General features: G+C 74.2%; 9 protein-coding genes. 5 read left to right on the top strand and 4 right to left on the bottom strand.

Features of this window, described 5'->3' with window-relative positions; all coding sequences use genetic code 11:
• The first annotated feature begins 141 nt into the window (after nt 1-141).
• The 3 genes from AB0K34_RS08005 (at nt 142) to AB0K34_RS07995 (ending at nt 5,999) form a co-directional block, all read left to right on the top strand.
• Nucleotides 142-1,791 carry a hypothetical protein gene (locus tag AB0K34_RS08005; protein WP_364546426.1) on the top strand — a complete coding sequence of 550 codons (1,650 nt, stop codon included), beginning with the start codon at nt 142-144 and terminating at the stop codon, nt 1,789-1,791.
• 11 nt (nt 1,792-1,802) lie between these two features.
• The gene (locus AB0K34_RS08000) at nt 1,803-5,186 is read left to right on the top strand and encodes a CHAT domain-containing protein (RefSeq protein ID WP_364546424.1); all 3,384 of its coding nucleotides are present in this window, start codon (nt 1,803-1,805) and stop codon (nt 5,184-5,186) included.
• Between the two features lie 72 nt (nt 5,187-5,258).
• Nucleotides 5,259-5,999, top strand: coding sequence for a TetR family transcriptional regulator (locus AB0K34_RS07995; RefSeq protein WP_364546421.1), 741 nt, complete (start codon nt 5,259-5,261; stop codon nt 5,997-5,999).
• On the opposite strand, the gene AB0K34_RS07990 is transcribed toward AB0K34_RS07995, so the two are convergent.
• The 4 genes from AB0K34_RS07990 to AB0K34_RS07975 form a co-directional block, all read right to left on the bottom strand.
• On the bottom strand, nt 5,989-7,491 hold the full coding sequence (locus AB0K34_RS07990; protein WP_364546419.1) for an FAD-dependent oxidoreductase: 1,503 nt from the start codon (nt 7,489-7,491) through the stop codon (nt 5,989-5,991). The two genes, AB0K34_RS07995 and AB0K34_RS07990, sit on opposite strands and share 11 nt — an antisense overlap.
• Nucleotides 7,491-8,534, bottom strand: a complete 1,044-nt coding sequence (locus tag AB0K34_RS07985) for a diiron oxygenase (RefSeq protein WP_364546416.1) — start codon at nt 8,532-8,534, stop codon at nt 7,491-7,493. Before AB0K34_RS07985 ends, AB0K34_RS07990 begins: the two co-directional genes overlap by 1 nt.
• 129 nt (nt 8,535-8,663) lie before the next feature.
• On the bottom strand, nt 8,664-9,914 hold the full coding sequence (locus AB0K34_RS07980; RefSeq protein WP_364546413.1) for an MFS transporter: 1,251 nt from the start codon (nt 9,912-9,914) through the stop codon (nt 8,664-8,666).
• A gap of 7 nt (nt 9,915-9,921) precedes the next feature.
• Nucleotides 9,922-10,545, bottom strand: coding sequence for a DsbA family protein (locus AB0K34_RS07975; RefSeq protein WP_364546410.1), 624 nt, complete (start codon nt 10,543-10,545; stop codon nt 9,922-9,924).
• Between the two features lie 39 nt (nt 10,546-10,584).
• On the opposite strand from AB0K34_RS07975, the gene AB0K34_RS07970 reads away from it, so the two are divergent.
• A complete protein-coding gene (locus tag AB0K34_RS07970; RefSeq protein ID WP_364546407.1) occupies nt 10,585-11,076 on the top strand; it encodes a MarR family transcriptional regulator in 492 nt (163 codons plus the stop codon).
• Between the two features lie 102 nt (nt 11,077-11,178).
• The gene (locus tag AB0K34_RS07965) at nt 11,179-12,591 is read left to right on the top strand and encodes a glycoside hydrolase (protein WP_364546405.1); all 1,413 of its coding nucleotides are present in this window, start codon (nt 11,179-11,181) and stop codon (nt 12,589-12,591) included.

The following is a 12,591-nucleotide window of genomic DNA, read 5'->3' as shown; positions in this document are numbered from 1 at the left end:
TGTGACCACGATCCGATTGAGGGGCCCGTCCATATCCAGGTCGGCGAACTCGGCTCGGGCGGCTGGTATGTGCGTCACCAGGGCTTCGGCGTCCGCGCGTTTCCGGATAAGGGCGCGGCGTGGCAGGCGGTCCAGGCGCAAATGCGGCGGCATAAGGGGCGCTGGGAGCCGACTCCGGTCGACGCCGAGCCGTTCCGCCGGGTATGCGGCGCCGACGGGTCCCGAGTCCTTTACGACACCGGCGGCTCCTGCCTGTACGAATGCTGGGGCGAACTGAAGGACGACCTCTGGGACGAACTCCACTCCGCGGTCGATGCCGGGACGACGCTGCACCGGACGGAGACGCACGCGCTTCTCGGAGGCTCGATCGAGGTGGCGCGGTACGACGATCCGAAGGACGGCGTGCGCCGGTTCGCCGTCATCGAGAACATGGATCCGGGCGGCGAGTACCGGGTCGTCGACTATCTGGACGAGGACACCGCCGTCCGGAGGTATGTGGAGATCGTCCGGGCCAATGAGGACCCCGAACTCCCGTACCGCGACACCGACCTCGACGGCGTCGGCTTCGAGGCGCCGATCGAGGGCCGTCCCGAGATGCCCGCGGGCCTCAGCGCCCTCCCGGACGGGTCGGTGATCGCCAGTATCGACGCCGACGAGTGGCGGTACGTCTACGGCCGGCCCCGGTCCGAGTGGGCGCTGACACCGGACGGGCCGCCCGCGCCGGACGGGCTGACGCCGTCCGGCCCGGTCCGCGCCGCCACGGGGAGGCCGCGTGCCTGGGCGCCTGCGCGGGTGGACGTCCGCGACATCACGCCGCCCGCCTGGCCGGACACCGCCGGCGGCGGGCCGAGCCCGAACGCGCTGGCCCTCGCCGCCCTGCCCGACGGCCGGACCGTGCTCGCGTCCGCGCACGACGACGCGGCCCGCCTGTGGAACCTCCGCGACGGCGCGGCGGCGCGCACGTTCGCCGGCCACACCGAGTGGGTGCTGGACGTCGCGCTGGCCGTGACCGGCGACGGGACGACCGTCCTGGCGACGGCCGGGAAGGACCAACTCGTCCGGGTCTGGTCGGCGCTGGACGGCACCGCCCTCCAGGAGATCGACGACCACGAGGGCGCGGTCAACGCGGTGGCGTGGGCGTGCCCGCCGGGCCAGGTCCCCTCGCTGGTCTCCGGGAGCGACGACGGGACGGTCCGGGTCTGGTCGGTCGAGTACGTCCGCGAGCGGGCCTGCTTCACCGTGGGCCCGCCCGGCGTCGAGATCGTCTGGTCGGTCGCGGCGGCGGTGCTGGCGGACGGGCACACCTGCGTGGCCGCCGCGTCGGACGACTCGGAGCGCTCGACCGTCCACGTCTGGGACGTCGACACGGGCGCGAAGGCGCACGAGTTCGCGCTGGAGTCGCGGGCGATGGCGGCCATGCCGAAGGTGGCCCTCGCCACGCTGGACGACGGCTCCTTCCGGGTCGCGGCCGCGTCCGGATCGGCGGTGCACGTCTGGGACGGCCTCACCGGCGAACTCCTGCGCACCTTCTCCCTCGACGCGGCCGGTTCCGCCGACGTCGCCCTCGGCGTCCTGCCGGACCTGCGGGTCGTGGCCGCCGCGACGAGCGGGCCGCTGACGCTGGCGTGGGAGGTCGAGTCGGGCGCGGAGCTGGTCCGGCTCGACCACGGCGCGAGCGGCCTGTACCAGCCGGTCGAGCTGGTGGCGCGTCCCGGCGAAGGGCTGGTGCTGGCGGCGGCCCGCGAACGCGACAGCCCGGCGCGCGCCCTGCTGCTGAACCTGCACTGGTAGCGGGCTCCCCGATGCCGTTGGACGACCTGTCCGCCAAGCTCGCGGACCTCCTGGCGGAGTACGAGGCGACCGGCGACCGGACGCTGCCGCTGGGGGCGGAGGCCGGCGAGTACGCCGAGGGGCTGTGGCGGAACGTCCGGGCCGTCGACACCGCGACGGCGTCGCCGGTGCTGATCGACGCGTACGCGCGGGCGAGCGTGCTGCTGGCGCGGCTGCACTACGAGCGGCACAGCCTTCGCGGGGGAGCGCCGGGGGACGTCGATCTGGCGCGAGCCGTGGTTGCGCTCGCGCCCGTCGCCGCCGACCGCCGCCGGGTCCCGCCGCCGATGCGGCCGCTGCTCGGCCGGGCGTCCGACGACGAGACCCAGGCGGCCGCGGCGCACGCCATGCTGCGCTCTCCCGCGCGGGATCCGGCGCTGCTCGACGCCGCGATCGCCCTCATGACCCCGGCAGCGGCCCGCAGGCCCGCCGACGTCTCGCGGCAGGCGGCGCTCTGCACGGCTCTCCGCCTCCGCCATGAGCGGGACGGCTCACCGGACGACCTGGACCAGGCCGTCACCGCCGGAGAGAAGGCCGTGGCGGGCCACCCCGAAACAGCGGCGGCGTGGGAAGCCCTCGCGGCCGCCTACCGGTGCCGGTACAGGCTGCGCGGAGACCCCGAAGACCTCCGGCGCGGCATCCGCCTGCTCGAATGCGTCGCGCACGACGGCGGCGGGCCGCACGTCCTCGCCGATCTCGGCACCGCCCACCGGCTCCTGTTCGAGCACAGCGACGACCCCGGCCACCTCAACACCGCCGTGCGCCTCTGCGAGAGCGCCCTCACCGCCGCCGGGGAGGACGCCCGTCCGGCATGGCGCTCCGAACTGAGCGCGGTACTGCTGCGCAGGCACGAGCGGACCGGATCGCGCGCCGACCTGGACCGGGCCGCCGACCTGGCCGAACAGGTCGCCGCGTCCGCACCCGAGGACGACCCCGACCGGGGCGTCCACCTGGCGGAGGCCGCCACCGCCGTGCTCCGCAGGCAGCGCCGCACCGGCGACCCGGACGAACTCGACCGGGCCGTCGTCCTCGCCGGGGACGCCCTCGACACGCTCCCCGAGGACGACCGGCGCCGCCCCGTCGTCCTGCGCAGCCTCGCCGACGCGCTGCACCGGCGCTCGATCGCGACCGGTTCGCTCGACGACCTGGACCGCGCCGCCACGGTCGCGGGCTGGGCGCTGGCCGCCGTCCCGTCCGGGCATCCGGCGCGCGGCCCGGCCGCCGCGCACCTCGCCGCCGTCCACCTGACCCGGTACACGCGGACCGGCGTCCTCACCGACCTCGCGCGGGCGGTCGAGGCCGGGGAGGAGAGCCTGGCTTCGCCCGGGAGCCTTCCGGCGCGGTGGTCGATGCTCGGCGAGGCGTACCGGCTCCGGTCCGGCACCGTCGCCTCGGACGCCGACCTCCACCGCGCGATCGAACTCGGCCGGCGGGCGGTCGGCGCCACGGCCGCCGACGATGCCGCGCTGGCCGGCCGGCTCGCCCGCCTCGCCGCCGCGTACTGGACGCGCCACCAGGCCACCGGCGACTCCGCCGACCTCGACCGGGCGATCATCCTCGGCGGCCGGGCCGTCGCCCGGACACCCGCCGGCGACGCCGACCTCCCGCGCCGGTGGGCCGACCTGGCGGCGGCGCGGCTGGCCCGGCACCGCGCCGGCGGTTCCCCCGGCGACCTCGCCGCCGCCGTCGACCTCGCCGAACGCGCCTGGACCGGCCTGCCCCGAGACCACCCCGACCGGCCGCGGGCGGCGGCCGGGCTGTGCCGCGCCTACCAGGCCGGAGTGGAGCGCGGCGGCGACGCCCCGCCCCCGGACCGGATCCACGACCTCGCCGGGCTGGACGACGAGCAGCCGACCGCGTCCCCCGCCGACCGGGTCGCGGCCCGGCACGCGGCGGGCCTGCTCGCCCGGGCCGCCGGAGCCGGCCGCCAGGCGGCGGAACTGCTGGACGCCGCCGCTGCGCTGCTGCCGTCCGTCGCGCCGCGCGAGGCCGGATGGGCCGACCAGCAGCACCGGATCGGCGCGCACGCGGGCCTGGTCGCCGCGGGCGTCGCCGCCCACTGCGACCGCGGCGACCCGGCGGGCGCCGTCGAGTTCGCCGAGCTGGGCCGGGGCGTGCTGCTGGCCGCGCAGGCCGGCACCCGGGCGGGGGCGGCCGACCTCCGCGACCGCGACGCCCGGCTCGCCGACCGGTTCCAGTGGGTGTGCGAGCGGCTCGCCACCCCCGGCTTCGGCGCCGACGAGCGCCGCCGCTGGTGGCACGACCACGACACGCTGCTGCGCCGCATCCGCGCCCTGCCCGGGCTGGAGGGCTTCCTGGCGGCGCCGCGCCTGGACGACCTGCGCGCCGCCGCGGCCGGCGGCACCGTCGTCCTGGTCAACGCGGGCCGGGACGGCGGTGACGCCGTCCTCGTCACGGCCGACCGTCCGCCCGTCCGAGTGCCGCTGCCGGAACTCCGGGACGCCTCCGTGGCCGACCAGGTCACCGCCCTGCTCGCGGCGCTGTCCGGTGGGGGGACGCTCAGCCGTGTGATGGTGCGGAGGCGGACCGTCCGCGACGTCCTGGCCTGGCTGTGGCGGACGGCCGTCGGCCCCGTCGCGGACGCCCTCGGACCGCCCCGGCCGGGACCGCACCGCGTCTGGTGGCTGCCGACCGGCGCGCTGGGCCTGCTGCCGCTGCACGCCGCCGAGGAACCGGGCCGGCCCGGTGCCCTCGACGTCATGGTCTCCTCCTTCGTCCCGTCCCTGCGGGCCCTGAGGGACGCACGGAACCGCCCGCCCGCCACCCGCCGGGAACCGCTGACCGTCGTGCTGGAGCAGACCCCCGGCCAGGCCGACCTGCCCGGAGCGGCGGCGGAGGCGTCCCTCCTCGGCGGTTCGACGCTGACGGGCCCGCGCGCCACCGCCGCGAACGTCCTCACCGCCCTCGGCGACGCCACCTGGGCGCACTTCGCCTGCCACGCGGTCGCGAACCCCGTCTCGCCCGCGGCCGGCGGCCTGCTGCTGCACGACCGGACGCTGACGCTCCCCGAGATCGCCGGCCTGCGGCCGGCCGAGGCGGAGCTGGCGTACCTGTCGGCCTGCTCGACCGCCGACCACGGCGTCCGGTACGCCGACGAGGTGCTGCACCTGGCGTCGGCCTTCCAGTTCGCCGGGTTCCGGCACGTCGTGGCCAGCCTCTGGCCCGTCGACGACACCGCCGCCGCCGAGGCCGCCACCGCCTTCTACGCGGCGCTGCCGGAGACCCCGGCCGCCGACGCCGCCGCCCCCGTCCTCCGCGAGGTCGTCCTCGCCATGCGCGCCCGCCACCGCGCCGACCCCACCCTGTGGGCACCCCTCGTCCACAGCGGGCCCTGACGCCCGGGCGGGTCCGCGCCGTGGCGGGTCGGTAGAGTCGGTGGGGCGGTCGACCAGTGCGAAAGGGAGCCGATGGCGGGTTCGGAGAGCGGGTATCAGGCGCGCTGGGAGGAGCACAACACCGCGCGCCAGCTGATGATCCTGCGCGCCGCCGTCGACCTCATCGAGGAGACCCCGCCCGGCACGCACATCCCGGTGCAGAAGATCGCGAAGCGGGCCGGGCTCGCGAAGTCCGTCGTGTACCGGCGGTTCGCCGACCGCGACGACCTCGACCGCCGGATCAGGTCCTACCTCGTGGACGACTTCGCGAGCACGCTGGCGGTCAAGCTCGACATCTCGCACGGCTCGGTCGAGGAGATCCTCCGCAGGACCATCGACACGGTCGCCGGGTGGATGTCGGAGCACCCCCGCCTGCACGACTTCATGCGGCAGGGGCCGACCCACGACGACGTCGCGGGCGCCGACGCGGTCAGCAGCCTCCGGGGCCGGATCGCGACCCGGGCGCACGAGATCATCGCCGCGTTCCTGGCGTCGTTCGACCTCGACGACGGCGGCCTGGAATCGCTTCCGCTGGCCATCGTGACGATGGTCGAGGGCATGCTGACGCAGTGGGTGCGCGAGCCCGCCCCGCGCAGGCCGCGCCCCGAGATCGTCGCCGAACTCGCCTCCTACGCGTGGTTCATGCTGGACGGCGCCGCCCGGTCGCTGGGCCTCGTCATCGACCCCACGGCGGAACTCCGGACGGTCGTCGAGCGGCTGACCGGCGCCGGAGCGGCGAGCGGCGCGGGAGCGGTCAGCGGCGTCACGGCGTGAGCACCGGGCCCCGCTCCAGGCGCGCCGCCAGGTCGCCGGTGCCGGCCTCCGGATCGGCGAGGACGCCCGCGTTGAAGTCGTCCACCAGCGCCCGCACGGTCTCCTGCGCGCACGACTTGTTCGTGCCGATGAAGCCGGTCGGGCCGCGCTTGATCCAGCCCGCGACGAACGTGCCCGGCACGGCCCGGCCGGTCGCCGGGTCGAGGACGCGGCCGTGCTCGTTCGGGACGGTGCCGGTCGCGTCGTCGAACGGCAGGTCCGGGACGGGCACGCCCCGGTAGCCGATCGCGGTCAGCACCAGCCCGGCGTCCACGGTCTCCGTCCGGCCGGTCGGCTCGACGCCGTCGCCGGTGAGCGCGTTGCGCCCGAACTCGACGCCCTCGGCGCGGTCACCGCCGAGGATCCGCAGCGGCGAGAGCAGGTACCGCAGCCGGATCCGGCGCGGCGCGGACGGGTCGGCGGCGAGCCCGCGCAGCACGTCGAGCTTGGGACCGGTGGCGCCCTCGGGGCCGAGGTCGTCCGGTGGGACGGTGAGGCCGACGCCGGGCGTTGAGCGAAGGCCGATCAGTTCGGGGAGGGTGAACGCCGACTGCGCGGGCCCGCGCCGTCCGGCGACGACGACCTCCTCGATCGCGCTGTCGCGAAGCGCGTCCAGCGCGGCGGGGGCGATGTCGGTGCCGGCGAGGATTGCCGGGTCGACGGTGAGGATCCGGGCGACGTCCAGCGCGACGTTGCCGTTGCCGATCACCACGGCGCGGGGGTGCGACAGGTCGAACGTCCGGTCGGCGAAGTCCGGGTGGCCGTTGTACCAGGCGACGAACTCGGTGGCGGACGCCGTGCCGGGCAGCCCCGCCCCGGGGACGTCGAGCCGGCGGTCCGTCGAGGCGCCGACCGCGTAGACGACCGCGTGGTGGTGGGCGAGGAGGTCGTCGTGGGTCACGTCCCTGCCGACCTCGACGCCGAGGTGCAGGTCGAGGCCGTCCTGCGCGCGGATGGCGTCGAACTGCCCGGCGACCTTCCGCGTCCGGCGGTGGTCGGGCGCGACGCCCGTCCGCGCCAGCCCGTACGGCATCGGGAGCCGCTCGAACATCGAGACCCGCGCGCCGGGGACGGTCAGCACCTCGTCGGCCGCGTACATCGCGGCCGGTCCGGAACCGACGACGGCGACCCGCAGCGGGGCGGGCCGCTCGCGGACCCGCAGCGGCGGCACCACCGGGGCGAGCAGCGGCCGGGACCGCGGGGCGTCGTAGAACGCGGAGTTGACCGACAGGAAGTCCAGCTCGTCCCCGGTGAGCTTCGTGTGCGGCTTGATCGCGTCCACCGGGCACGCCGAGACGCAGGCGCCGCAGTCGACGCAGGCGGCCGGGTCGATGTACAGCATCTCCGCGGTCGCGAAGTCCGGCTCGTCCGGTGTCGGGTGGATGCAGTTGACCGGGCAGGTGTAGACGCAGGACGCGTCGCCGCAGCACGACTGCGTGACGACGTGCGGCATCAGGCGAGCCCGCGCGCTTCGCGGTGCGGCTCGCCCCGGTACCGCGACGGCTTCCCGTCGATGTGCAGCGCCTTCCACAGCCGCTTGGCGGCCGGCGTCATCAGCCCGAGGTCGGCGGCGAGCTTGCGCATGTCGCCGAAGTACCCGGAGAGGATCGCGCGGGAGTGCGGGCTGCGCCAGAACGCCTCCCGGTAGACCTCGCGCGGGATGCCGAACTGCTTGGCGAACGAGCGCGGCGGCGTCATGATCTCCCCGGCCAGCCAGCGCATCGCGAGGGGGAACGCCAGCGCGCACGCCGCCCGGCTGCCCCGGCCCATCCGCGGGACGTGCACCCGCAGGAAGTCGTTGGCGAACGAGATGTGCCGCGCCTCCTCGGCGATGTGGATCTCCATCGTGCGCAGCATCGCGGGCGGGATGCGCTCGCCCGACCTGATGAGCGCCTTCTGGTAGTGGTCGATGGGCTCCTCGCCCGCCAGGATCCCGATGAACAGCACCACGTGCGCGTAGCCGCCCGCCACGCCGATCAGCGGCGACAGCCGCCGGAACCACGGCCGCATCCCGGGCACGTCCACGCCGATCCGGTTGACGAGCTCCTGGAACATCTGGATGTGGTTGCACTCCTCCGTCATCTCGTGGAGGCAGTAGCGGAACTCGGCCGACCCGTTGGGCAGCTTCATGATGTACTGCATCATTCCGCGGATCAGGATGCTCTCGAACGCCGCCCCGACCTTGATCGAGTTGGCCATCCGCCACTTCCCGATCTCGATCTGCCGCTCCAGCGGCAGCTCCTGGTACCAGCGCGTCGCGCCCAGCGGGTCGATCTCCGGTGACAGCACCCAGCGCGGGTCGTCCGGGTCGAGGGCGAACTCCGGCGCGTCCCAGTCGATGTCGAGGAAGGGGTCGAAGCGCCGGTGCACCGACCCTTCGGACAGCGTCCGCAGCAGGTCCCGGTACGCCTGGTCGAACGGATCGGTTCCGGAGTTGATCGACCCGGTCTTGGCGGACCCGGTGTTGGTGGACCCGGTGTTGGTGGACAGCGTCATCGAGACCTCCTCGTCGTGGCGGATCCCGTCTGGCCCGCGGCGCGGCCGGCGTCGCGGGCCCGGCCCTGATGCGGAATTTACTGAGACACTGTGTCCCATGCAAGACGTCGGGCGCGGATGAGCCCGACGTCACGTCCGCGCGGCGACCTGCTCCTCGGTGGCCTGGCCGACCGGGGTGCCGGACGCGGCGGGCATCCCGACGGCGTGCGGCGGCAGAACGCGCTCGGCGCACAGCAGGATGACCGCGCCCGCCAGCACCATCAGCGCCAGGACCGCCCACAGCTGCCATGGCCCCGCCTCCAGCAGGAACCCCAGGAGCAGGGGCGCGATCGTCCGGCAGAGCGACCAGGACGACTGGTAGACCGACAGGTACCGTCCGCGCAGATGGTCGGGTGCGGCCTGGACGGACAGACCCTGCGCGGGCACGGAGTGGATGAGCTCACCGGCCGTGTAGAGCACCGCGATCGCCAGGACGGCGGCGATGGCGTACGCGCCGCCGAACAGTTGCGGGACGAGCGCGAAGGCGGCGAAGGACAGCCCGAACACGGCCGCGCCGAGCGCCGCGCTGCGCGTGCGCCTGCACCGCATCGTCAGGCGCGCGATCGGCACGCCGAGCGCCGCCACCAGGACGGTGTTGAGCGCGAACACGCCTCCCGCCAGGGCGTCGGGCAGGCCGACGTCGCGGGTCAGGAAGACCGGCAGGGCCATGGCCTGGGTCGTGTAGCCGAAGGCGATCAGGAAGTTGGCGGCGGCGATGAGCAGGTAGGGCCGGTCGGCGAGCACCTGCCGGTAGCCCTGGCGTTCCTCCCTCCGCCGTCCGGCGCTTGCGCGGACGGCCGGGATCCGGGCCACGAGCACGGCGGCGAGCAGGAACAGCGCGGCCAGGACCATCGCGGCGGTGAGGAAGCCGCCGTTGCCGTTGAACGCCAGCAGGCCGGCCGCCGCCAGGCTGCCCAGGCCCATCCCGCCGTTGCGCAGGCTGCGGTCCCAGGCGAGCAGCCGGTCGCGTTCGGCGCCCTGAGCGATCTCGCCGATGAACGCGTGCTGGCTGGGCGTGGACGTCCACATCCCCACCGCGACCACCACGGCGACCCCGAGGAAGGAGAGGTAGGTGTCGGCGAAGGGGTAGGCGGCGAAGCCCGCCGCGCGCAGCACCAGCGCGATCATGACCATGCGCTTGGCGCCGAGCCGGTCGATGAGGGCGCCCGCGACCGGCATGAACGCCAGCGCGCACAGCCCGGCGAGGCTCAGACCGGCGCCGATCGCCGTCAGCGACAGCCCGGTCAGCGCGTGGACGAACAGCATCGTCAGCGGGACGTAGATGCCGTCGCCGACCGAGCCGACGAGGGCGGCGGCGTAGAGGCGGCGGCGCGTGGACACCTCGGATTCAGCTGAAGTCGAGTGCACCCCGAGCCCGCTTCAACTCGGCGAACGCGTCCATCTCGGCCAAAGTCTTCAGGGACCGGAACAGCCGCACGGCCTCCTTGCCCTTCGGGGTGGCGCTCAGGACGGGCCCGAAGAAGGTCGCGCCGTCCAGGGTGATGAGGGGCGTGCCGCCCTCCTCACCCAGGGCGTCCTGTGCGGCCTGGTGCCTGGCCCGAAGAGCGTCGTCGAACTCGTCCGTAGAGGCGGCTTCGGCCAGAGATGCAGGCAGCCCTAGCTCGTCCAGAGCTTCAGCGATGACCGCGCTGTAGTCCTTGTTGCGCTGCACGTGGATGCGGTTGCCGAGCGCCGTGTACAGATCGCGCAGGATCCCGGTGCCGTGCTGAAGCTCGGCGGCTGTGCAGACCCGGGCCGGTCCCCAGGCGCGGTCGTTGAACTCGCGGTACCAGGGCTCGATGTCCCGGTGCTCGTTGAGCACCGACAGGCTCATGATCCGGAAGCTGAGGTCGATCGGCTCCAGCCGCTCGACCTCCAGCAGCCACCGGGAGGTGATCCAGGCGAACGGGCAGGCGGCGTCGAAGTAGCAGACGACCTGCGCGGACGTCGGCGACGCCAGATTATCTTCCATGGAAGCTAATATAACTTCCATGGAAGATATAATCAACGCATGCAGCCCGACGCCACCGCCGCCATGGTCGCCCAGTGGAACCGCGAGCGCCCCGACCTCGACGCCACGCCGATGCTGGTCGTCGGCCGGCTCTTCCGCCTCACCGACGAGGCCGACCAGCGGCTCCGCCCCCTCTTCGCCGCCGCCGACCTGGGCAACGGCGACTTCGACGTCCTCGCGGCGCTGCGCCGCTCCGGCGCGCCCTATGCCCTCTCGGCGGGCGAGCTCAGCCGCACCGTCCTGGTCACCACCGGCGCCATCACCAAGCGGGTCGACCGGCTCGAGACCCGCGGCCTGGTGAGCAGAACCGTCGCCGAGAACGACTCGCGCGGACGCCTCGTCACCCTCACCTCCGACGGCATCGCCCTCACCGACGAGCTCATCGCCGACCACCTGGACAACCAGCGCCGCCTGCTCGCCGGCCTCACCGAGCAGGAACAGGAGCAACTCGCCGCCCTCCTCCAGCGGCTCGCCACGACACTCGACTCCTGATCGGCCCAAGGTCGGCAACGCGCGGCAAAGTCCTCGAAAACCGGCGGATGCCTGCGGCTCGTCCGAACACACCCAGGTGGACGGACGAGCGGGAGCGTGCACATGCGTGGGGACGAGACGCGGGTCATCGAATCGCGAAGGGCGTACATCTGGGACGGCTGGGGGACCTGCCTGTCCTGGTGGGCCAACACCGAACTCGGCCGGCGCGACGACTTGGCCGCCGCCCTGTTCGGCCTGGACCCCGTGCACGTCGGCACCACCGGCGGCGAGGTCGAACTTCCCGGGCTGGGCCTGAACATCGTCCGCTACAACCTCGGCGCCTGCACCTGGACGGGCACCGGGATGGTCGAGTCGCCCGCCATCGTCCGCCGCAAGCAGATCGAGACGTTCGGCGACGGCGACGCCTGGAACCCCGACGCGGACCCGAACCAGCGGAGCATGCTCGCCAAGGCCCGCGACCACGGCGCCGACGCCTTCGAGATGTTCTCCGTCTCCCCGCCCTGGTGGATGACGGTGACCGGGAACCCCTCCGGCGCCGAGCGCGGCGACGTCGACAACCTCGAGTTCGCGTACCAGGAGGCGTTCGCCGACTACATCGCCGCGGTCGCCCGGCACGCCCGCGACGAATGGGGCATCCGGTTCGGCTCGGTCGAGGCGTTCAACGAGCCGTCCCTCGCGTCCTGGCACGCGCGGCAGAACCAGGAGGGCTGCCACTTCACCCTGGGCGCGCAGGAAGCGGTCCTCGCCCACCTGCGCCGCGCGCTGGACGCCCGCGACCTGCCGGACGTGCTGATCGCCGCGTCCGACGAATGCCGCTACGCGGAGGCCACGGGCACCTGGAAGAACTTCACCGAGGACACCAGGCGCCTCGTCGGCCGCGTCAACGTCCACGGCTACGAGCGCGACGACGGCGGCCGCAGCCGCGCCGCCCTCCGCGAAGCCGTCGGCGCGGACACGCCCGTATGGCAGACGGAGTACTCCGAAGGCGAACCCGACGGCCTCACAATGGCCCTCAGCATCGGCCGCGACGTCCACCACCTGCGGATCCGTGCCTGGTCCTGCTGGCAGCCGGTGGAGGCCCTCGACTGGGGCCTGCTGGACGGCGAGTACGACGACGCCACCCCGAACCCGGCCGGCGGAGCGAACGGCACCCTCGAAGGCCGCGTCGGCGGCGTCAACCCGAAGTACTACGTCCTAGCCCACTACACCCGGCACATCAGACCCAACGTGCGCATCCTCGACTCGGGCCACCCGCACACCGTCGCAGCCCACGACCCCGCCACCGGCCGCTTGGCCCTGGTCACCGCCAACGACAACAAGCCCCGCAACGTCACCTACGACCTGAGAGCCCTAACCGAGGACGCAAACCCCGTCCGCGCATGGACGACCGACCCAACGTCCGCTCACCACTACACCCGCACCCCCGACACCCACCTGCAAGACGGCCGCCTAACAGTGACCCACGCCCCCAACACCGTCACCACCCTGGAAATCGAAGACGTCCAAACCCCCTGA

This window comes from Actinomadura sp. NPDC049382 (genome assembly GCF_040677125.1).
Lineage (GTDB): Bacteria > Actinomycetota > Actinomycetes > Streptosporangiales > Streptosporangiaceae > Spirillospora > Spirillospora geliboluensis.
Note: the sequence above shows the minus strand (reverse complement) of the source record. Positions and strands in the feature narration are given on the sequence as shown.